The 19,359-nt window shown below is 57.1% G+C and carries 20 protein-coding genes; 10 read left to right on the top strand and 10 right to left on the bottom strand.

Annotated features, from left to right (window positions below):
- Positions 1-8 precede the first annotated feature (8 nt).
- A complete protein-coding gene (locus B9Z51_RS02210; RefSeq protein WP_108371393.1) occupies positions 9-1,214 on the top strand; it encodes a Fic family protein in 1,206 nt (401 codons plus the stop codon).
- Complete coding sequence (locus B9Z51_RS02205) at positions 1,211-3,259, top strand: IGHMBP2 family helicase (protein ID WP_108371391.1); 2,049 nt, start codon at positions 1,211-1,213, stop codon at positions 3,257-3,259. Before B9Z51_RS02210 ends, B9Z51_RS02205 begins: the two co-directional genes overlap by 4 nt.
- A 26-nt stretch (positions 3,260-3,285) precedes the next feature.
- On the opposite strand, the gene B9Z51_RS02200 is transcribed toward B9Z51_RS02205, so the two are convergent.
- Both B9Z51_RS02200 and B9Z51_RS02195 read right to left on the bottom strand, forming a co-directional pair.
- A complete protein-coding gene (locus tag B9Z51_RS02200; protein WP_108371390.1) occupies positions 3,286-3,564 on the bottom strand; it encodes a CopG family transcriptional regulator in 279 nt (92 codons plus the stop codon).
- Entirely contained in the window at positions 3,536-3,826 is a 291-nt protein-coding gene (locus B9Z51_RS02195; RefSeq protein ID WP_108371388.1) for a BrnT family toxin, read from the bottom strand. Before B9Z51_RS02195 ends, B9Z51_RS02200 begins: the two co-directional genes overlap by 29 nt.
- 43 nt (positions 3,827-3,869) lie before the next feature.
- Here B9Z51_RS02195 and B9Z51_RS02190 point away from each other — a divergent pair, with 43 nt between their 5' ends.
- Positions 3,870-4,163 carry a C-terminal helicase domain-containing protein gene (locus tag B9Z51_RS02190; RefSeq protein ID WP_199227427.1) on the top strand — a complete coding sequence of 98 codons (294 nt, stop codon included), beginning with the start codon at positions 3,870-3,872 and terminating at the stop codon, positions 4,161-4,163.
- Between the two features lie 262 nt (positions 4,164-4,425).
- On the opposite strand, the gene B9Z51_RS02185 is transcribed toward B9Z51_RS02190, so the two are convergent.
- Positions 4,426-4,779 (bottom strand): helix-turn-helix domain-containing protein, encoded by a 354-nt coding sequence (locus B9Z51_RS02185; RefSeq protein ID WP_090142112.1) that lies wholly within the window; start codon positions 4,777-4,779, stop codon positions 4,426-4,428.
- Positions 4,755-5,150 carry a type II toxin-antitoxin system RelE/ParE family toxin gene (locus tag B9Z51_RS02180; RefSeq protein ID WP_233254796.1) on the bottom strand — a complete coding sequence of 132 codons (396 nt, stop codon included), beginning with the start codon at positions 5,148-5,150 and terminating at the stop codon, positions 4,755-4,757. The genes B9Z51_RS02185 and B9Z51_RS02180 overlap by 25 nt, the downstream gene beginning before the upstream one ends.
- Before the next feature lie 223 nt (positions 5,151-5,373).
- On the opposite strand from B9Z51_RS02180, the gene B9Z51_RS02175 reads away from it, so the two are divergent.
- Positions 5,374-5,688, top strand: a complete 315-nt coding sequence (locus tag B9Z51_RS02175; protein ID WP_108371387.1) for a hypothetical protein — start codon at positions 5,374-5,376, stop codon at positions 5,686-5,688.
- Positions 5,689-5,709: 21 nt separating this feature from the next.
- Here the strand turns inward: B9Z51_RS02175 and B9Z51_RS02170 are convergent, their stop codons facing one another.
- Positions 5,710-6,876, bottom strand: coding sequence for a hypothetical protein (locus B9Z51_RS02170; RefSeq protein WP_158272804.1), 1,167 nt, complete (start codon positions 6,874-6,876; stop codon positions 5,710-5,712).
- A gap of 224 nt (positions 6,877-7,100) precedes the next feature.
- Between B9Z51_RS02170 and B9Z51_RS02165 the strand changes: the two genes are divergently transcribed.
- Entirely contained in the window at positions 7,101-7,403 is a 303-nt protein-coding gene (locus tag B9Z51_RS02165) for an AAA domain-containing protein (protein WP_108371385.1), read from the top strand.
- A 355-nt stretch (positions 7,404-7,758) separates the two neighbouring features.
- On the opposite strand, the gene B9Z51_RS02160 is transcribed toward B9Z51_RS02165, so the two are convergent.
- Both B9Z51_RS02160 and B9Z51_RS02155 read right to left on the bottom strand, forming a co-directional pair.
- Positions 7,759-9,237 carry a TIR domain-containing protein gene (locus tag B9Z51_RS02160; RefSeq protein ID WP_108372647.1) on the bottom strand — a complete coding sequence of 493 codons (1,479 nt, stop codon included), beginning with the start codon at positions 9,235-9,237 and terminating at the stop codon, positions 7,759-7,761.
- A 355-nt stretch (positions 9,238-9,592) separates the two neighbouring features.
- A complete protein-coding gene (locus B9Z51_RS02155; protein ID WP_108371384.1) occupies positions 9,593-12,391 on the bottom strand; it encodes a DNA methyltransferase in 2,799 nt (932 codons plus the stop codon).
- Between the two features lie 245 nt (positions 12,392-12,636).
- Here B9Z51_RS02155 and B9Z51_RS02150 point away from each other — a divergent pair, with 245 nt between their 5' ends.
- The gene (locus B9Z51_RS02150; RefSeq protein WP_108371382.1) at positions 12,637-13,443 is read left to right on the top strand and encodes a molybdate ABC transporter substrate-binding protein; all 807 of its coding nucleotides are present in this window, start codon (positions 12,637-12,639) and stop codon (positions 13,441-13,443) included.
- Between the two features lie 56 nt (positions 13,444-13,499).
- Positions 13,500-13,718 (top strand): hypothetical protein, encoded by a 219-nt coding sequence (locus B9Z51_RS18345; RefSeq protein WP_158272803.1) that lies wholly within the window; start codon positions 13,500-13,502, stop codon positions 13,716-13,718.
- Here the strand turns inward: B9Z51_RS18345 and B9Z51_RS02140 are convergent.
- Positions 13,715-14,038, bottom strand: a complete 324-nt coding sequence (locus B9Z51_RS02140; protein ID WP_108371380.1) for a DNA-binding protein — start codon at positions 14,036-14,038, stop codon at positions 13,715-13,717. The two genes, B9Z51_RS18345 and B9Z51_RS02140, sit on opposite strands and share 4 nt — an antisense overlap.
- A gap of 278 nt (positions 14,039-14,316) precedes the next feature.
- Here B9Z51_RS02140 and B9Z51_RS02135 point away from each other — a divergent pair, with 278 nt between their 5' ends.
- Entirely contained in the window at positions 14,317-15,699 is a 1,383-nt protein-coding gene (locus B9Z51_RS02135) for a Fic family protein (RefSeq protein WP_369958455.1), read from the top strand.
- Positions 15,700-16,543: 844 nt separating this feature from the next.
- Here the strand turns inward: B9Z51_RS02135 and B9Z51_RS02130 are convergent.
- Positions 16,544-17,596 carry a histone deacetylase family protein gene (locus B9Z51_RS02130; protein WP_108371377.1) on the bottom strand — a complete coding sequence of 351 codons (1,053 nt, stop codon included), beginning with the start codon at positions 17,594-17,596 and terminating at the stop codon, positions 16,544-16,546.
- A 120-nt stretch (positions 17,597-17,716) separates the two neighbouring features.
- Here B9Z51_RS02130 and B9Z51_RS02125 point away from each other — a divergent pair, with 120 nt between their 5' ends.
- Positions 17,717-17,974 carry a type II toxin-antitoxin system Phd/YefM family antitoxin gene (locus B9Z51_RS02125; RefSeq protein ID WP_108371375.1) on the top strand — a complete coding sequence of 86 codons (258 nt, stop codon included), beginning with the start codon at positions 17,717-17,719 and terminating at the stop codon, positions 17,972-17,974.
- Positions 17,971-18,387, top strand: coding sequence for a type II toxin-antitoxin system VapC family toxin (locus B9Z51_RS02120; protein WP_108371373.1), 417 nt, complete (start codon positions 17,971-17,973; stop codon positions 18,385-18,387). The genes B9Z51_RS02125 and B9Z51_RS02120 overlap by 4 nt, the downstream gene beginning before the upstream one ends.
- 32 nt (positions 18,388-18,419) lie before the next feature.
- Here B9Z51_RS02120 and B9Z51_RS02115 read toward each other — a convergent pair whose 3' ends face one another.
- The gene (locus tag B9Z51_RS02115; RefSeq protein WP_108371372.1) at positions 18,420-19,262 is read right to left on the bottom strand and encodes an enoyl-CoA hydratase-related protein; all 843 of its coding nucleotides are present in this window, start codon (positions 19,260-19,262) and stop codon (positions 18,420-18,422) included.
- Positions 19,263-19,359 lie beyond the last annotated feature (97 nt).

Raw genomic sequence — 19,359 nt, 5'->3', positions numbered from 1 at the left:
ATTAATCCATGAAATCATATCAGCGCTGGATTTGGCAGTTGCCTGAGTGGCCAGCACTGGCGTTTGACGCTCAAAGGGTCCAGGGCCTCTTGGCTGTGGCAAGAAACGCCCAAGGGGTTCTTTTGGGCAAAGCCGAGGCGATCGGCTTGGAAGGGCTGCAGCCCCACATCCGCGACTCGCTGACGCAAGAGGCATTGACCACCTCTGCCATTGAAGGCGAAAAGCTGGACCCTGAAAGCGTTCGCTCCTCCGTGGCCCGGCGCTTGGGGCTGGACACGTCTGGTGCCCCCGTGCGCGAAGGCAGGCGCAACATCGAGGGACTGATCGATGTGCTGCAAGACGCCACCCTCAACACCGACGCACCCTTGACGCTGGAGCGGCTGTGCAGCTGGCACGCGGCGCTTTTCCCGACTGGGTTTTCGGGCATGCAGCGCATTGATGTGGGTGCAATGCGTTCTGTGCCCATGGAGATCGTCAGCGGGGCCGTGGACCACAGCAAGGTGCATTACGCCGCGCCCCCTGCTGAAGGCCTGGCTAGCCAAGTGGACGCTTTTTTGACTTGGTTCAACCAAACCCAGCCTAAGGTGGGGCCGCAGCCCATGGACGGCCTGGTGCGTGCCGCTGTCTCGCATCTGTGGTTCGAGACGCTGCACCCGTTTGACGATGGCAATGGGCGCCTAGGTCGGGCCATCTTGCAACTGGCAATGGGCCAAGACATGGGGCAGCCTGGGCGCATCGTGACGCTTTCGCGGCAAATCGAGTCCTGCAAAGACCGGTATTACAGCGAGCTGGAGCGAGCGCAGCGTTCCAAAAGCATGGACGTGACGGCATGGGTCGAATGGATGCTGGAACAAGTCACGCTGGCCAGTGAGTTCGCCAACCGCACCATCGATTCGGCCATTCAGCGCATTCGGTTTCAGGTCCAAATGGCATCGGTATCGCTCAATGAGCGTCAGCAAAAAACCATGAAGAAGCTGCTGGACGCTGGCCCCAAAGGTTACGAAGGCGGCATGACAACGCGCAAACACGAACGCATCGCACAAACCTCCACACCCACGGCAGCCCGTGACCTGATTGAGCTGGAACGGCTTGGGCTGCTCACCCGGTACGGTGACGGTCGCTCAACACGTTATTACCCATCCATTGAAGGCTGGGCCGAGGACGAAGCCAAGTTGGGCAAAGCCAGCGGGAAAGCTGATGGTGCGGCTGATTGAACAATCAAGACCCAACCCCCATCGCACATCTTTCTGTTGAACGTGAGTTGCGCCATGTGTGTGCGCTCATGCAGCTGGAGCAACAGGAAGACCATGCGCAGTTCAAACTCAAAAACGCCAGTGCCAGCATCAAAGAGCGCCGTCGGCGTGGCCTGACTTGGTACCCCGTCACCATCACCCAAGAAGACATCGGTTTTGGGGGCAAGGTGGTGCTGGAGCTGGAGCGCCCGGCGCATCGGCAAGACCTGCATTTGTTCCAGGTGGGGGCGGCTGCGGCGCTGTTCAGCAATGCGCCCGGCTACTCGGGGCCAGACAGGCCCGTGGTGAGCGGCGTGGTCACCCGCGTGCGGCGCAACAAGCTGCTGTTGGCCACCACCAAAGAAGCGCTGCCCGACTGGGTGCTGGACGGCAGCAGCCTCAACGGAAGCACCCCAAACGGCAGCACGCTGGGCATTGACCTGACCTTTGACGAGGTCAGCTACCGCGAGATGAACCAGGCCCTGAGCGCGGTCATGGCCGCACACGGCAACCGCTTGGCCGAACTGCGCGACGTGTTGCTGGGCGCCCGGCAGGCAACTTTTCGCGAGCCCCAAGCCGACGACCTGTATTACCCCAGTGCGCTCAACGACTCGCAGCTGGCGGCGGTGCGCCATGTGGTCACGGCGCAAGACGTGGCCATCATCCATGGCCCGCCCGGCACGGGCAAAACCACCACGCTGGTGCAAGCCATTTTGGAAACCATCCGGCGCGAACGGCGCGTGCTGGTGTGCGCCCCCTCCAACACCGCCGTGGACCTGCTGACCGAAAAGCTGGCCGAGCGCGGTGTGAACGTGATCCGCATGGGCAACCCCAGCCGCGTGTCGGACCTGCTGCTCAAGCACACGCTCGACGCCGGTGTGATGGCCCACCCCAGTTACGCCAAGATGCACGCGATGCGCCAAACCGCTGAGCAGCACCGAGACACCGCCAGTGAACTGGCCAAAGAAGGCGTTCGCAACTTTGGTTTTGAGGGGCGACAGCACCGCCAACAGCTGCGTGAAGAAGCGCGCACGCTGCGCCAAGCCGCCGACGATTTGGAGCGCTTCATGACCGAGGACGTGCTCGAATCGGTGCAGGTCATCACCTGCACGCTGGTGGGCGCCAGCCACCGCCACATGCGCCACCTGAGCTTTGAGACCGTCTTCATTGACGAAGCCGCCCAGGCCCTGGAGCCGGGTTGCTGGATACCCATTGCAAAGGGCCAGCGCATTGTGTTGGCGGGCGACCACCACCAGCTGCCGCCCACCGTGAAAAGCGAACAAGCCGCCCGCGAAGGCCTGCGCGAAACCCTGTTTGAAAAGTGCATCCAGCGCCAACCCAACACGGCCCGCATGCTCACCACGCAATACCGCATGCACGAGCAGATCATGGGCTTCAGCTCTGAGAAGTTCTATGGTGGCCAACTGGTGCCGCACCCCAGCGTGCGCTACGCGGGCCTGGAGGCTTATGACCTGCGCTTTGCACCCGACCTGCCGGTGGAATTCATCGACACGGCGGGCTGTGGTTATCAAGAAGTGGCCATACCTGAGAGCCGTTCAACCGCCAACCCCGAAGAAGCCCACTTGCTGCTGGAGCGCTTGGCGCAGCTGCTGGCGCCCTACGACGCCGCTGAACACGACGAACGCCAACACACCCCGCTGAGCATCGGCGTCATTGCACCGTACCGCGCCCAAATCAACTATTTAAAAGACGCCATCGAAGACAGCGAAGTGCTCAATTGTTTGCTGCTGCAACGCAGGCTCAGCGTGGGCACCGTCGATTCGTTTCAGGGCCAAGAGCGCGACATCATTGCCATCACCTTGACGCGCAGCAACCCCCAAGGCGAGATCGGCTTCCTGTCTGACATCCGCCGCATGAACGTGGGCATGACCCGCGCACGGCGCAAGCTGCTGCTGGTGGGTGATTCGTCCACGCTTTGCATGCATCCGTTTTTTGGGGAATTGTTGGCTTATGTGAAGGGGGTGGGGGGCTATCGAACGGCGCTTGAGATGGTTAAACAGGGCTGAAACAGTCGTGCTGCGATGCCTTAGACCTAAATCGCTGCGCGCTTGCGCACGGTGGGTTTCGCCTTGGTGTTAACGGTGCTTTGAGTTTCAACGTATGAATCCAGCAAGCGGCGGATCATGCGCTGGTACTGGGTGTGGTGCTTGGACGCCTCAGACTTGAAAAACTCCACGCTGCTCTTGCTCAGGGCCAGCGTGACTTTCACGCCATCTTCCTTGAATGCCAACTCGGCAGGTGACGGCAGAAAATCCGCGACCACCTCAACATCGCCCATGGGCTCATCCGTGTAAACGATCTTCTTTTTCATAAATTGCCTTTCCTTTACGCCAATAGCCTGCCCCAATGATTCGAATGACTTTGCGCCTGTAGGTGAAGCGCACGGTCAAGATGCCTCCACCTGCTTTGCCGATACAGTAAAAACGCTCTTCGGATTCACTGTGCGCCAAGTCTTTGGCGATCACGCGGTGCGGATCAGTGAATGCGGCTTGCGCGTCCCGGAATGACACCTGATGCTTGGCCTGGTTTTCAGCATCCTTGTTGTCATCCCATTCGAATTGAGCTGCGGTCATGGTTCATCGTAGCATTAAGCCATAAAAATATCCATACGTTTGTATGGCTAATATTCGACTGCTGCTGAGTTTGCCCCTGCAACGCCGACTTAGCGTGGGCACCGTCGAATCGTTTCAGGGCCAAGAGCGCGACATCATGGCCATCACCTTGACGCGCAGCAACCCTCAAGGCGAGATCGGCTTCTTGTCCGACATCCGCCGCATGAACGTGGGCATGACCCGTGTACGGCGCAAGCTGCTGCTGGTGGGTGATTCGTCTACGCTTTGCAGGCATCCGTTTTTTGTGGAGTTACTGGCTTATGTGAAGGGGGGTGGGGGGCTACCGTTCGGCGCGTGAGGTGGCCTATTGATCTGGCCCGATGAAGTTTGCAGGTCGACTTCAATCTCGCATCTTGTAGGAGCCAGCCCTGCTGGCGATTGGATGCTTGTGGATCACAGACTTTTCGCTTGCAGGGCAAGCTCCCACAAAATCCTCCCAACTGGCAACACACGGTTCAGACTTCATCGGGCCGAATCTATAAATTGGTGCCTGCTTGAGCGCTGTTTGCCGTCAGGGGCTTGCAGCGCAAGGGGGGTGCAAGTTGTACCCCAGTTGGCAACTAGGCCGCTGCCCGTGATCGGCGGGCAGCACCTGCGCGCTTGTTGAGGGTGACTTCACCTCCCAAGTGGTCGATCACCACTGACGGGCGATCAGGAAACTTGGCCACCAGTTCCAGCTTGCCGCCCATGCTTTCCACATAGTGGCGCATCGTTGAAAGCAGCATGTCGCTGCGCTTTTCCAAGCGAGAAATGGTGTCCTGACGCACCCCCAAGGCGGCAGCCATTTGCTCTTGTGTTTGCTGAGCTGCATGGCGAAGGTCTTTGAGTGTCGCCAATTCCATGGCCCGATCCTCCACCCGTTTTTTCCGATCTTTGGGCAGCGCAGCCATCACGTCATCGAGTTTTCTTGCCATTTTTGGACTCCTTGGTTGATTGACTCAAAGTGCCCAGATGATCGTCGTAACGCGCATCGGCCACCGTGAGTAAGCGCTTGTAAAACCTGCGTTGATCTGCCCCCACCTTTATCTCCACCCACAAGCAAGATGGCTTGTCGGCGGGGATCGAAGGCAAAGGCCACTCGCCAAACCTGACCATTCCAGGAAAACCGAAGTTCCTTCATGTTACTGTGTCGTGAACCCTTCAGGGTATCGACGGTAGGTCGCCCCAAATCAGGTCCAAACGTCGCCAGCAACTTGGCATGTGCCAAGAGTTCGTCTTGAAGCTCCTCGACCAAAGCTTCGAACTCAGCGTCGAAGGCATCGTGAAACAGAACAGTCCAAGTCATTGCAAAATTATGGACTTAAAGACATATTGAGTCAAATCCATCTTGAGCGACAAACAGAACTTTGACGCGCAGCAACACCCAAGGCGAGATCGGCTTCTTGTCTGAAATCCGCCGGGCCGTCAGTGTCAACCCGTGACAAAACGTCAAAGGTAGAACCACCGAACGTTACCAGCCAGCCCCAATTCAGGACTAACATGCCGCCCTGAACGTCAAGGAAAGCATCTTGGAAATCACCCCCATTCGCACAGAAAAAGATCACCGCGCAGCATTGCGCGTGGTGTCATCGCTGGTGGACCAAGACCCATCGTCTGACTCACCCGAAGGTGAACGCCTGGATGTGCTCTCAAGCTTGATTGAGGCTTATGAGGGCAAACACCATGCGATGGATTCGCCAGACAAAGGAGGAATCGGCGTGAAAAACCTGAAAGACGTGAAAGCCGAACGGCTGGCTAACCCCGCCGTTCGCCAAGCCTATGACGCACAAGCACCCGAGTTTGAGCTGGCCCGTGAACTGATTGGAAAACCCATCCAAGGATGACGGGGATGAGGCTGGGTGTCTTCAGTGGCGATAACTCGCCGCAACACCCGTGGTTGTGGGCATGCGTTCGGCCGCCAGAACATGCACTTGGCCGCCTAATTTCTCAACCAACGTACCCAGGTCGTCCAACACATCGTCGACCCTGGGGTAGCCGAGTTCGGAATAGTCGATGCGGCCTGTTGTGCCGTCGATGCGCCCGGCGACCAGGCGACCGGCTTCGATCAACAAGGTGCCTACGCGCCCGGCTGTGGCCGCATGCGCCACATCGGCCAGGTTGTCGCTGCCCAGCCCCTTCGCTTTGGCTGCGGCGTAATCGTCGCACCAAGCGCTTTGTTGGGCCTGTTGTGCCGGGGCGGCCACTGCCCAGGCGCGTTGCTGCAACTCGGTGGGGCTCATGTTCTCGGGGTTGATGAGCAGGCCCTGCTTCATCAGCCGCGGATTGTGGCTGATGGCCTGAAACAGGTGGTGGTGTTCAGGCAACGCGGCCAGCATGAGGGGCAAGCCCGAGACGTCGGAGTGGTGCGCCTGCACTGCCCGATCCACCGCCCGGAAAAAGCGCTCCACCTCGCTGTCCATGCCGTCTTTCTTGCCGCCTTGCCCGTGGTGCATGGCCGAATGGCCAGTGCCCACGCCACCATACGATGACACCGAGCTGTGCGCCGTTTGTTGGCGGTCGCTGCTCGTGTCGCTTGAAGAGCGCGGAACCTCTGACGCCAAGCTCAAAGCCTCCAGGCTGTCGCGGTTGCCCTCGAACAGTTGCACCTTGTTCAAGCTCAAAGCCAACACTTGGTAACGCTCATTCGATTGCAAAAATTGCCGCAAAGGTTGGGTGTGAAAGCTGTCGGCCACCACCGCCAAGTCGGCCACCGGTCTGGGCAAAACGTAGATGCGGAAAAAATCAGTCGCCCCCATCACCACCAGCCCGTCGAGCGTGTGCTCCCAAAACGCGTGGTCGTTTTCCAAGGCCTCAAATGGCGCGATGAGGGCGCGTAGGGCATCGGGCGCTTGGTGGTGCAGGGATGTCTTCAGTGCGCCAACCAGATGGCGAAAACGGACCGGGTCTTGCTGGTTATCGGGGTGACTGCGGTGGGTGCCCATGTACAGAGACAGGCAGGGCCGGGCGTGCAACCCAGCAAGTTCCTCTAGGCTGGCGCTGGTCACGTTGAGTGGGGTGTGACGAGCTTGCATGCAAATCCCTTTTTGTTGGCGTTGACACCATGACGGCGAGACCTGGCCCCATGGGCAGTGCGCTGACAGCGCCGCAGAGCGCGGCGCCCGGGGCCTGGGCTCAAGCCAAGGTTTGCATGCAGTCTGTGTTGTCAGCCCTGCACAGTCTGTACTTCAGCGAACGGTCTAGCGCTGTGCCTGTGCTGTGGGGGCGCGTGCCGTGGTGTGCATGGAGTCTTTAACGGCTGCGTGAACAGCTGCTGCAACGCAGGCTCAGCGTGGGCACCGTCGATTCGTTTCAGGGCCAAGAGCGCGACATCATTGCCATCACCTTGACACGCAGCAACCCCCAAGGCGAGATTGGCTTCCTGTCTGACATCCGCCGCATGAACGTGGGCATGACCCGCGCACGGCGCGTCAGGCGGGCAATCAGAATTGAATCGGTGATCGCTATAGTGCAGAAGACGGCACGCGAGTTTTTCTTAAAGGGCATGGTCTGTTCACCCGTTACTGAGCCTGACGCCCGACATGGATTCACTCGTAGATGAAAGGATGGTTTGAGAACGATGCCAAGTTGGAAAAGCCTAAGAGCATTCACACCCCTAGCGCCCCCTTGGACGAAAAGGCCAGTATCGGTGAGGGCTTGCATTTCAGCAGCACCTCGTTGTACCCACTCGCTATGCCGCTGACCCCCAAAGCTAAGCGGGTGTGCGTGGCATAAGGGCAGCGTAGGAAGGCGTGTAGGGGGCACTTTGAGGGGATAGGTTGTCAATTTGATGCCCATGCCATTTAGGAATGGGTTTGCTCAGCTGGATTTGCTTGACTCAACTCGCCTATGACTGTCGTCTTGAGGGTGGTTGGCGTCATTCAATAACCAATGTAAACATTAATATTGCTACTCATTTATACGCCTTCTAGGCGTTCAAATAGTTTAAATATGATTTCATCTGTCACTTTGTTTGGTAAATCATCTCCAAAATCTTGGTATTTCTTGAATGAAATTCCAACGATGTCATTAGGGATTCCAACAATTGGCGTGTTATCAAGGTATATGGGAATGATTGCAGCCTCGGCGACACGCGGAGAAAAGCATTCTCTCTCAAAGGATGGCCATATTTTTTCTGCATGATATTTGTCGAGTAGGCAAACAACAAACCTAGATTTCTCACCAAAAATGCTTGCAAAACTTTTTTGCCATGCTTTACCTAAGAAATTTGCCTCGAACCACTCATCATAGAAAACTGCACAGTCTAATGATTGAAGTTGTGTCGCGATAATTTCAGCTAAAACTCTATTTTCGCCGGCAAAAGAAATTGCAAAATCAAAGTCATATTCCTTTTGACCAGCCCGAAAGCCGCATTCTCCGCGAATATCATCCCACTTTAGATGCTTGATGTAGTAAAAAAGGGCAGGGTCCTCGATTGCGAATATTTTTGTTTCTGGATTATAGTAAAAATATTGATCGCAGAGAGGTTTTGATTCGATTAGATTTGAAAGTCGCTTCTCTTTGATATTGTTTATACTCCCTCGAACTTCTTCATTTGCGTTTGCAAGCTCAGTTATGTCGACTATTGAGCTATTTTGTTCGCCTACACATTTCAGTAGCTTAAGGTATGGGTCATTTGTAGCTCTGAAGCGTTTACCTCTGCAGAACTCTTTGACGGCTGCCTGATAAGCATGTTCCAGCTTTTGCACAATGCGCGTTCGTAACTCATCTGGTTTCCATTCAACTCGACGAGATGCTTGTTGAGTCTGGATAACGTTATTGCTTAAGCAGATGGACTGGCAAGCTTGCTGTGTTAGCCAATAATCGCCACGTGTTTCTCTGAAAATACCTTCATGATTTTGAATGGAAATCGAAAGCTTTGCCTCGCCTTTTTTAATTAATTCAGTTGTTGATTCAATTGAAGCAGGTTCTATGCGATGAATTCCGCATCTTTTTGCAATGTCGTGGACAAGTTGAATAAGCTCGCTGCCAACACGATTAATTCCAATAATAATAATTTTAGGGTGTGTGTCATCATCGTATTCTTCAGCAGAAATTTTTATGATATCCCCAATTTTAGCCTGCAGTGCACTTTCTAATCGATGAAAGTCATCGAGTACAAATCGTCCTTTGGGTGCGTTGTTTGCAATTTCAATAATTCTTGGCATATCTTTGCTTTTGCGCGCAGAAAGATATTCAAAACCTGCGCCAGGCAGTGCATCTTCAAGAATCTTCTTGACTGCTGTGGTCTTCCCAGTTCCTGACTGCCCTTCTACGATAACAGGCTTTCCTGGATTTCGGATATCCACAAGCAACTCTCCGAAATTCGGTGGTTTCACAAATGTGAACTCTGGTACGCCTTCTGTGCGGAATACTTCCTCTACAAGGTGATTCATTTGGCTTTCCTTATCTAGTGAGTGAGTTTTTGGTTGCATATAATTTATTATGAAAATATTTGTGAAATTTTGATATTTTATTTGGTGTATTTATACAAATAAATAATTTGGATTTTTTTAATTAATAACTGGGGAAATGAGTCGTTAAATCCGACTGTCTCACTGGCTATTGCGTGATTTCTTGAGGTTTAATTACTATTAATGGTATTTATTTTGGATTGAACTCATGACTGTTGAATATGACCCTCATGCACGGCGGCGAGGCTATTGGTTAGGTGCATGACAGCAATCGCTGCCAAGAGGCCACTCGCTTAAATGCGCCGACTTTCGGCGTTGGTTCAATCTGGTCATATTTTTAAATGTGTGTGGCATTGGTTTTTCGTGTTTTTTTGATGGCTGACGCAGGCAGCAAGCTGGTGATGCGTTGGTACAGATCGAACAGGAAGCCGACGCGTTCGGCGTCGGAGGCGTAGGACTTTTTGCCGCCGCTGGGTTGGTAGGCGGCGTCTACGGCGGTGTCTAGTTTTTGGTGGGCTTTGAGCAGGGCCGGGGGCATGGTCAGTGGGTCGTAGAGGTCGGCCAGTGACGAGCTTGCGAATTGGGCGCGGGCGTCGAGCACGCATTGGGCGGCTTGTTCGATGGCGGTGCGGTGTTTTTCGCTGAGTGGCTCGCCAGCGAAGCCGGGCCAAGGGAATGTGTTGTAGGTCAGTTTGACCGAATAGCGAATATCACTTTTTAGACGTCCAGCCGTCACATCGACCCAAGCCCTGTGCATGAGGCTTGATAAGACTCCGAATTCGTAAAGTGATGCGTTTGGAATCAGTTGAAGGTCGTTTGCCGCGACTACGGTTGAGGGTAAATAACCCAGCGGTAAATATCTTCTATTTTCAGATGAGGTACGAGGAATTGCCAGGTAATTTCCATCGATCGGCTGTCGATCTTCTGTGAACCATGTAGGTGTTGCAGCTTTTTGGCGAGTCGCTAATTTTTCGCTCACTTCCCGCATCTTTTGTACTGCGCGTACCCTGAGTAAAACTTCGGGCATGGCTCTAAGAATATGGGGCGGGCAATCCTTTAACCAAAGGCAATAGCGCAACTCATTCCTTAGAAAACCTACCCCACCAAGATACGGCCGCAACCATGCTTCTGCTGCAGGCTCTTTTTCTATCAGTGCGTTTTTTTCTGCTGGTTCTAGGATGAGATTTCCACCATCAGCCGGGATGCTGCCATTGACGATTTCTGTCACCGAACAAATGGGGCGCATCGTCGCACTTGCGATAACGTCTGGGCCATCGATCAAATACGGATTGATGTTCTTTGCAGGCACGGCCAAGGCCGTGCCCTTGATGTCTTCGTATTCGAAGATCGTTTTATCGACCTGATCCTTCAAGCCGAAGCCCACGATCACGCAATGCACGGCTGCTTTGCCTCTGGCTTCATTGCTCCAGTTGAATGTGCGATGGGCAAATTGAATGCGAATGCCTTGGCTCAACATCCAGCCCCACAGCACGCCAACTTGTTCGCCTTGGGTGATGCTGTTGGTTGATACAAATGCACTGCGGCAGGCAGGGGCGCAGTTCATGTAGCGTGCGGCTTTGACATACCAAGCCGCCACAAAGTCGAGCAAGCCAGCGTTGTCGATGCCTTCAAACACAAGGCGTGTGTCTTCACGTTGCGCATCGTCCATGAACTTGGCACCCACAAACGGCGGATTGCCCAACACATAACTGCACCGCTCCGCAGGCAGCACCTCGTGCCAGTCCAGCCGCAGCGCGTTGGCGTGGCGTATTTGCGGTGAGCTTTTGAGCGGGATGCGGGCAAAGTACAGACCAAACTCCACGCTCACGCGCAGGTTCATTTGGTGGTCCACCAGCCACAGGGCCACTTGGGCAATTTGTGCCGGAAACTCTTCGATCTCGATGCCAAAGAATTGGTCCACGTTCACGCCGATCAGGCCGTGCACGTCCACCGTCAGCTGGCCTTTGTGGGCGCTCAGTTCGTGGTCGGCCCGCAGCACTTTCAGCTCCAGCTCGCGCAGTTCGCGGTAGCTGATGACCAAGAAGTTGCCGCACCCACAGGCCGGGTCAAAAAACGTCAGCTGGCGCAGTTTTTTGTGAAACTCAAACAGCTTGTTGCGGTGGCCTTTCACACGCTCAAACTCGGCGTGCAGCTCGTCTAGAAACAGGGGCTTGATCAGCTTGAGGATGTTGGCCTCAGACGTGTAGTGCGCGCCCAGGTTGCGGCGGGCCTTCTCGTCCATGATGCTTTGGAACAAGCTGCCAAAAATCGCCGGGCTGATGGCCGACCAGTCGAGCGCACAGGCGTCCAGCAGGGCTTCGCGCATGGCGGTGCTGAAGTCGGCCATGGGCAGGGTTTCTTCAAACAGGCGGCCGTTGATGTAGGCAAACTGGCCCAGCTGTTCGTCGATGTTTTTGCTGCGCTGGCTCTCGTGCGTGTTGAGCACCTGAAACAGTTGCCCCAGGCGCGGCCCCAGGTCTGAGCCGTCGGGCGCGGTGCGTTCTTCCACAAAGTCTCTGAACGATTGCGCAGGCTGAAAGATGCCCGTGTCATCGGCAAACAAACAAAACAGCAGGCGCACCAGCAGCACCTCGAGCGCGTGGCCGCTGTAGCCGCTGGCCTTCAGGGCGTCGTGCAGGCGGCCCATGCGTTCGGCGGCCTTGATGTTGACCGGGTCTTCCGAACGGATGTCTTGCACCTTGTAGCCCGCCAGCAGGCCAAAGAGCTTGACGTGTTTGTGCAGGTGCTTGAGTTCAAACTCGGCCGTTTCGCCCGTGGCCAGGCGTCGCACCCGAAAGCGGGCAAAGTCGCACACCACCACCAGCTGGGGCAGGTCGCGCTCGGGCAGGTTGTGCAGGTAGCCAATGGCCTGGTCCACCGCGTCGTCCAGGCTTTTGCCGCGCGACTTGTGCTCCACCAACAGCACGCCGGGCCAAAACAGGTCCACAAAGCCTTGTGCGCCGCCGAGCTTTTTGACGTTCAGCTCAAAGGTGGCAACGCGTTTGTTGGTGATGCCAAAGATTTCAAAGAAATCGATCCAAAAGGGCTTGGCCTGGCTGTCCTCGTTGCAGGCGTCGGCCCAGGTTTTGCTGAAAAGCAATGCCCTGGATTTGATTTCGTTCCAATTAAGACCCATTTTGTGCTCATAAAGTGAGCTGGGATCGTAACTGAAAGTATTCGGATTTTTGCTTGTAGTAGCTCTGGGGGTGTAACTTATGGGTCTATGGCGGGGGGGCGGGTCAATGGCGGCTGAATGGGGGGGGCGCACCACTTGGATCTATGCAAAGCATTTCCTACCGTGTCTTCACGTATGGCACGCGCCTTGGGGCTGGTTAGCATTTGTCTCTTCCCCTTGTCACTGACCGAGCCTTCAACATCACCATGCGACTCACAACCCCTGCTTTGCTGGCAACAAGTTTGCTCACGGCCTGCGCCATGCCCCAAACGCCTTTGGGTGCTGACTCCATTGCCGTGGTCGCGGCTGGCAGTTTGCGTGAAGCGATGACCGACATTGCCAGCGCCCATGAAGCTCATACCGGTCAAAAATTGAGCTTGTCTTTTGCCGCCTCTGGCCTGCTTCGTGAGCGCATCGAAAAGGGGGAAGCGGCCCAGGTTTTTGCGTCTGCCGACATGGGGCATCCTCAGAGGCTGGCTGACGCTGGCAGTTGGAGCCCGCCCCGCGTGTTTGTGCGCAATCAACTTTGTGCGCTCACCCAATCCCATCTCAATTTGACGCCTGAGCGTTTACTGGGTGCTTTGCTCGATCCAGCCATCCGCTTGGGCACCAGCACGCCCAAGGCCGATCCGGCGGGTGACTATGCTTGGGCACTGTTTCGCAAAGCCGATGCGCTGAGCGCAGGCGCTTACGCCACGCTGGACCGCAAGGCTTTGCAGTTGACCGGCGGCCCCACATCGCCCAAACCCCCGGCAGGTCGCGGTGCCTACGCTTGGGTCATGGACCAGGGGCAAGCCGACATTTTTCTGACCTATTGCACGAATGCGGTGGCAGCACAACAAGAGGTGCCGCGCTTGAAGATCGTGGCCGTGCCGCCGCAGTTGCAGGTCTTCGCGGACTATGGCCTCACCGTGCGCCGTGGTGCCCACCCCGCTGCACAGGCCTTTGCCGACGCCCTGCTGGCGCCCAGCGCACAGGCCGTCTTTGCACGCTTTGGCTTCGGCAGCCCTTGATTTTTTGAGTTTGTGAGGTCGGTGGCTTACTGACTTGGCTGACTTTTGAAGGCCGAATGGTTTCATTCGTCGTCGAAGGGCAGGTCGCCTCTCAAAAAAGTACTTTTGCTGGTTCGCGGGGGAGCAGCCAAAAACAGGCCGTTGTGGGCATCGCCCATCAAAGAACGCCCCTGCAATGCCTGACCCAGCTGCTGGCCCAAGGCTGTACGTTGGAATGCGATCAAGCAATTACCCATTTTTATCTGGAAAAAGATAATTCATTTTTTTGGGTCTAAGCCAGCTCGACAACGCGAACATCGAAAGTCACTTTGAGCCAATTTCTGATGGCGTCGAAGATGGCGGCCAGGTTGTCCATACTGGGGTTGCCTTTGGGTGAAAGCATGCGGTGCAGACTCTTGCTGGGTTTGTGGGTCAGTTCGGCCAAGCCTTCAAACCCGACGGTGGCGTTGACCAGATCGCGCAGGATCAACCGCGCTGAATTGGGCTCACCGCTCAAAAACAGTGTGGCCGCTTCGTCGAGCAATGCTTTGGCAAAAGCCGGATCACGCTGCACGCGTTCAACCACGGTTTGCCTGAAATCACGCGTCAAGGTCATGTTGACTTTCCTTTTTTGTTCGAAGCCAAAGCTTTCTTTTTGGCTTTACTTGGGCCGCCGCTAAATGTCTAAATGGTAACGCTTATGTTACTTATCTTGGTCATCATCTGTGCCTCCCTTTTTTTCAGTCAGTGTAGGAAGCGTTGGGCGTGGTGACAAGCGTTGAAGTCTTCAAGTCCGTGCAGAGCAGAAAGCCGCTAATGGCCTATGGATGATTTGCCAAATTGGCGCGATAATTTATAATCGCGCCAATCATGTCAGACTTCAGCCATCAACTTTTGACCGCCATTCAGGCTCAGCCAAATGGCTTATCGCTTGCGCAAGCTTGTGCTGTATGGCCCGATGTGCCGCGCCGCAGCTTGCAAAGGGCCTTGGCGCAAGCGGTGGCTGATGGCAAAATCGCGCCAATTGGCAAGGCTCGGGCCACCCGATATGTGGCTAATTCATCAATCGCGCCAAAAGTTCAGGCTTACGCTTTGCCCAATTCAGTGGGTTTGTCAGAGTCGTCCGTCTGGCGCGCCGAGGAAGAACTCTCTACGGGTCAGTGGCCCTTGTCGCCCGACAGCAAAGACATCCGGGCTTATCTGGCCAAGCCCTGGAGCACGCGCCAACCGGTGGGTTACCAGTCTGAGTTTTTGCAGGTCTACCAGCCCAACGTCACGTTTTATCTGCCCCAGCCTGTGCGGGCGCAGTTGCACCGCATGGGCCGCACCGGGCCGGGGCCGCAACCGGCGGGCACTTATGGCCGTGCCGTGCTCGACCGTTTGCTGATTGACTTGTCTTGGGCCTCCAGCCACTTGGAGGGCAACACTTACACACGCCTGGACACCCGCGCCCTGATCGCGCACGGCCAGCAGGCCCAAGGCCACGGCGTGACCGAGACGCAGATGATCCTGAACCATAAAGCCGCCATCGAGCTGCTCATGGACAACGTGGCCGCACCCCAGTTCAGCCGTTATTTGCTGATGAACCTGCACAGTGCTTTGTCAGAAAACCTGCTCGAAAGCCCCGAGGACGAAGGCCGCTTGCGGCTGCATCCGGTGCAGATTGGGCAAAGCCCATATCAGCCGCCGTCGGGCCAGTCGCTCATCGGCACCTTGCTGGATGAAGCGCTGGCCAAATTCAACGCCATCGAAGACCCGTTTGAGCAGTCGTTTTTTGCCATGGTGCACCTGCCGTATTTGCAGCCTTTTGCCGACTGCAACAAACGCACGTCGCGCCTGCTGGCCAACTGGCCGCTGCTGCGGGCCAACCTGTGCCCGCTGACGTTTTTGGGTGTGTCGCAGGACTGGTACACCGCCTCGGTGCTGGGTGTTTACGAGATGAGGCGCGTGGAGCTGCTGCGCGACTTGTTCATGTGGGCCTATGAGCGCTCGACCAAGGAATATTTGACGGCCAAGTCCAGCGTGGTCGAGCCCGATGTGCTGCGCCTGACTTACCGCGACGCCATTCGCCACATCGTCAAAGCCGTGGTGCAAAACCCCGAGCAAGACCCGCTGGCGCTGGTGGCCACCCAAGTGGATTTGGCCGCGCCAGGCCCGGATCGTGAAAACGTTCGGGCCTTGGTCATGCAAGAGTTGCGCCGTTTGCACGAAGGCGTGTTGGCCCGCTATGGTTTGCGCCCGCAAGAGCTGGAGCGCTGGCGCAGCATTCAGGGGTGATTTGTCGCTGCGCGAAGTGATGCTTGTCGGGGTCTGCGACCGCCGACCTACGAACACCGCTTCCCCATTGCACATCGCGGCCATTGCGACCAACGTCGGGGTTTACGACCGTTGGCCTACGGATGCGTTGTATTTGTAGGTCGGCACTCGAAGAGTCCGACATAGATGCCCGATCAACCCCATAGCCCGCTCCGATCGTTCGTGCCATTTCAAACAAACGTCGGGGTCTCCGACCACCGACCTACGAACACCGCTTCCTCATTGAACATCGCGCCCATTGCGACCAACGTCGGGGTTTTCGACCGCTGACCTGCGGATGCGCTGTATTTGTAGGTCCGGCACTCGAAGAGTCCGACATGGATGCCTGATCAACCCCAAAGCCCGCTCCGATCGTTCGTGCCATTTCAAACAAATGTCGGGGTCTCCGACCACCGACCTACGAACACCGCTTCCCCATTGCACATCGCGGCCATTGCGACCAACGTCGGGGTTTTCGACCGCTGACCTACGGATGCGCTGTATTTGTAGGTCGGCACTCGAAGAGTCCGACATGGCTACCCGATCAACCCCCAAGCCCGCTCCGATCGTTCGTGCCATTTCAAACAAACGTCGGGGTCTCCGACCACCGACCTACGAGCACCGCTTCCCCATTGCCCATCGCGGCCATTGCGACCAACGTCGGGGTATTCGACCACCGACCTACGAACACCGCTTCCCCATTGCCCATCGCGGCCATTGCGACCAACGGCGGGGTTTTCGACCGCTGACCTACGGATGCGCTGTATTTGTAGGTCGGCACTCGAAGAGTCCGACATGGCGGTGGTGAGACGAAAACGCCCGCCCGTCAACTGTTCAAGCCTTCCAAAACATTCACCGTGTTCACCCCCACCTCTTCGACGGCGTAGCCGCCTTCAAAGGTCAACACCGTGGGCAGCCCCAGTTGCGCGATGGCGCGGCCCAACTCAACGTAATCCGCACTGCGCAACTTGAAGCCCGAGATCGGGTCGCCCTCAAACGTGTCCAGCCCCAGCGGCACCACCAGCGCCTGCGGCGCAAAGTCGCTCGCCGCCTGCATGGCGGTTTGCAGCGTTGCCCACCAGACTTCAAACCCGGTGCCGCGTGGCAGCGGCAGGTTGAGGTTGAAGCCCTCGCCAGCCCCCGCGCCGCGCTCGTCGGCATGGCCCAAAAAGAAGGGGTATTCGGTGCGCGGATCGCCGTGGATGGACGCGGTGAACACATCGCTGCGCTCGTAAAAGATAGTTTGTGTGCCGTTGCCGTGGTGGTAGTCCACATCGAGCACGGCCACGCGCTGCAACCCGCCGTCGCGCAGGGCTTGCGCGGCCACGGCGGCGTTGTTGATGAAGCAATAGCCGCCCATGTAGTTGGGCCCCGCATGGTGGCCCGGCGGGCGGGTCAGGGCCAAGGCAAAGCGCTCGCCACCCAGCACCGCTTGCGCGGCAGCCAGGGCGCAAGCAGCACCCCCGCGCGCTGCGGCCCAGCTGCCTGACATCAAGGGCGTGCCCGAGTCAAACGCGTACTGCCCCAGCCGCGCCGCAAAGTTGAGCGGCGGCACATCGGTGCGAAAGCCGTGCCGGGCGGCCAGCGGCCAGACCGAGGGCAGGGCGTCCACCGCCGCATTGGCCGGGTCCAGCGCCACCCAGTCGCGCCACGCCCGAGCCAGAAATGCCAAATAGTCCGGCGCATGCACGCGGGCCATGGCGGCGTTCACATCCGCCGCTGCATCGGGGGTCAGCAACTGCCCCACAGGGCGGCGTTGCAGTTCATCCAGCACATAGCGCAAACGGTCGGGCACTTCATGGCAATCAACCAAGCGGCCCCGAAACATTTCCTGGCGGCCTGCGTGTTGGGCGTGGTGGGTGTTATGGAAGATTTTCATGGGCTTGAGTCTTGTTTGGGCTCCAGTGTGCCAGTGCCCAAAGAAGGCAAACCGCTGTTTGCCTTGACAGGGTTGGAAATTATGAGCAGACTAGATGACTGACTAGTTTAGGGGGCGGAAATGCACACATGGCCAGTACAAGACGCGAAAGCGCGGTTCAGTGAGTTTTTGGATGCGTGCCTGGTCGAGGGGCCGCAAATGGTCACCCGACGTGGCGCTGAAGCTGCCGTGTTGGTGCCCGTGCAGGAGTGGCGGCGTATGCAGTCGGCAGCTCGACCTTCGCTGAAGCAACTGCTGCTCTCAGACCAAGCCCGCACCGATTTGATCGTGCCGCCACGAGGGCAAGCCAAACGTCGACCTGTGGAGCCGATGCTGTGACGCAGCGTTATCTGCTGGACACCAATGTGGTGTCTGAGTTGCGCAAGCCGCGTCCGCATGGGGGCGTTGTGGCTTGGCTGGAGTCGCTGGATGACGCTCAGCTTTACGTGTCGGCGGTCACGCTGGGGGAAATTCAAGCGGGCATCGAGCTGACACGGGAACAGGACCCCGACAAGGCCCAGCAAATTGAAGACTGGTTGGCCTTGGTGGCGAGCGCTTACAACGTCTTGCCCATGGACGCGGCAGCCTTCACGGCTTGGGCGAAATTAATGCACCGCAAGTCAGACACGCTCTATGAAGACGCCATGATTGCCTCCACCGCGAAAGTGCATGGACTGACGGTTGCCACTCGGAATGTGGCGGACTTTCAGGCGCTGGGGTTTGAGGTCTTCAACCCGTTTGCCCCGGTTTAATCCAATTCTTTGCACGGGGCTTGGCTAAGCCTTCAACCAAATTCCCGAAACCCCTTGAGCGCAGGCAGTGGCGCGAAGTTTGCCTCGCGTTTTTGCTGAAACGCGCTGATCGCCTCGCGCACGTTGGCGTTGCTCCAGATCGCGCCTTGCAGCCAGCCCATGTGGCGCAGGCTGTCTTCGGTGCTGTGGTCGCGGGCGTAGTGCAGCACTTGCTTGGTGCCCCAGATGGCCACGGGCGGTTTGCTGGCGATTTCTTTGGCGGCTTGCAGGGCGGCGGCCACGGTGGCTTCGTGGGTGGGCAGCACTTCGTTCACCAGGCCGTGGGTCAGCGCTTTGTCGGCACTCAGGCGGCGGCCGGTGTAGGCCAGTTCTTTGACCAGCGCCATGGGCAGCAGCTTGGGCAGGCGCTGCAGGGTGCCCACGTCGGCCACCATGCCGATGTTGATTTCCTGGATGCAAAAGAACGCGTCGGCCGAGGCATAACGCATGCAGCATGCCGTGACCATGTCCACCGCGCCGCCAATGCAGCCGCCGTGAATGGCCGCGATCACCGGGATGCGCAGTTCTTCAAGCAGGGTGAAGGTGTGCTGCATGTCGGTCAGCAGGTCGTACACAGCCGAGCGGCCTTCGGCGCTGGTGTCGTCCATTTGGATGGCGCTGCCAAAAGTCTGCAGGTCCATACCCGCGCTGAAGTGTTTGCCCGTGCTGGAAATCACCAGCGCCCGGGCGGTGCCCGCTTTGTGGATGTCGGTCAGCACCTCGTGCAGCTCGCGCCAGAAGGTGGGGTGCATGGTGTTCATCGCCTCGGGGCGGTTCATCACCAGGTGGGCAACGTGGCCCTCAGTCGTCAGGGAAAAACAGTTCAGCTTGTTCATGGTTTGTCTCCTTTTGGGGCACTGTAGCGGCTGGCCAATGCCGTTGCTGTCACGGCTTTGACCGCCTGCTGATCGTTAACAACTCGTTGGATCGACC

Origin of the sequence: Limnohabitans sp. T6-5, from assembly GCF_003063315.1 — a bacterium.
Taxonomy (GTDB): Bacteria; Pseudomonadota; Gammaproteobacteria; order Burkholderiales; family Burkholderiaceae_C; genus Limnohabitans_A.
The sequence above is the reverse complement of the archived record's forward strand: the minus strand, read 5'-3'. Positions and strand labels throughout refer to the sequence as shown.

Excerpts from the sequence above, each read along its gene's own strand:
- B9Z51_RS02210 (WP_108371393.1), top strand. The coding sequence starts at position 9 with ATGAAATCATATCAGCGCTGGATTTGGCAGTTGCCTGAGTGGCCAGCA.
- B9Z51_RS02200 (WP_108371390.1), bottom strand. The coding sequence starts at position 3,564 with ATGAAAAAGAAGATCGTTTACACGGATGAGCCCATGGGCGATGTTGAG.
- B9Z51_RS02195 (WP_108371388.1), bottom strand. The coding sequence starts at position 3,826 with ATGACCGCAGCTCAATTCGAATGGGATGACAACAAGGATGCTGAAAAC.
- B9Z51_RS02190 (WP_199227427.1), top strand. The coding sequence starts at position 3,870 with ATGGCTAATATTCGACTGCTGCTGAGTTTGCCCCTGCAACGCCGACTT.
- B9Z51_RS02185 (WP_090142112.1), bottom strand. The coding sequence starts at position 4,779 with ATGGCAAGAAAACTCGATGACGTGATGGCTGCGCTGCCCAAAGATCGG.
- B9Z51_RS02180 (WP_233254796.1), bottom strand. The coding sequence starts at position 5,150 with ATGACTTGGACTGTTCTGTTTCACGATGCCTTCGACGCTGAGTTCGAA.
- B9Z51_RS02170 (WP_158272804.1), bottom strand. The coding sequence starts at position 6,876 with ATGCAAGCTCGTCACACCCCACTCAACGTGACCAGCGCCAGCCTAGAG.
- B9Z51_RS02160 (WP_108372647.1), bottom strand. The coding sequence starts at position 9,237 with ATGAATCACCTTGTAGAGGAAGTATTCCGCACAGAAGGCGTACCAGAG.
- B9Z51_RS02155 (WP_108371384.1), bottom strand. The coding sequence starts at position 12,391 with ATGGGTCTTAATTGGAACGAAATCAAATCCAGGGCATTGCTTTTCAGC.
- B9Z51_RS02150 (WP_108371382.1), top strand. The coding sequence starts at position 12,637 with ATGCGACTCACAACCCCTGCTTTGCTGGCAACAAGTTTGCTCACGGCC.
- B9Z51_RS18345 (WP_158272803.1), top strand. The coding sequence starts at position 13,500 with ATGGTTTCATTCGTCGTCGAAGGGCAGGTCGCCTCTCAAAAAAGTACT.
- B9Z51_RS02140 (WP_108371380.1), bottom strand. The coding sequence starts at position 14,038 with ATGACCTTGACGCGTGATTTCAGGCAAACCGTGGTTGAACGCGTGCAG.
- B9Z51_RS02130 (WP_108371377.1), bottom strand. The coding sequence starts at position 17,596 with ATGAAAATCTTCCATAACACCCACCACGCCCAACACGCAGGCCGCCAG.
- B9Z51_RS02125 (WP_108371375.1), top strand. The coding sequence starts at position 17,717 with ATGCACACATGGCCAGTACAAGACGCGAAAGCGCGGTTCAGTGAGTTT.
- B9Z51_RS02115 (WP_108371372.1), bottom strand. The coding sequence starts at position 19,262 with ATGAACAAGCTGAACTGTTTTTCCCTGACGACTGAGGGCCACGTTGCC.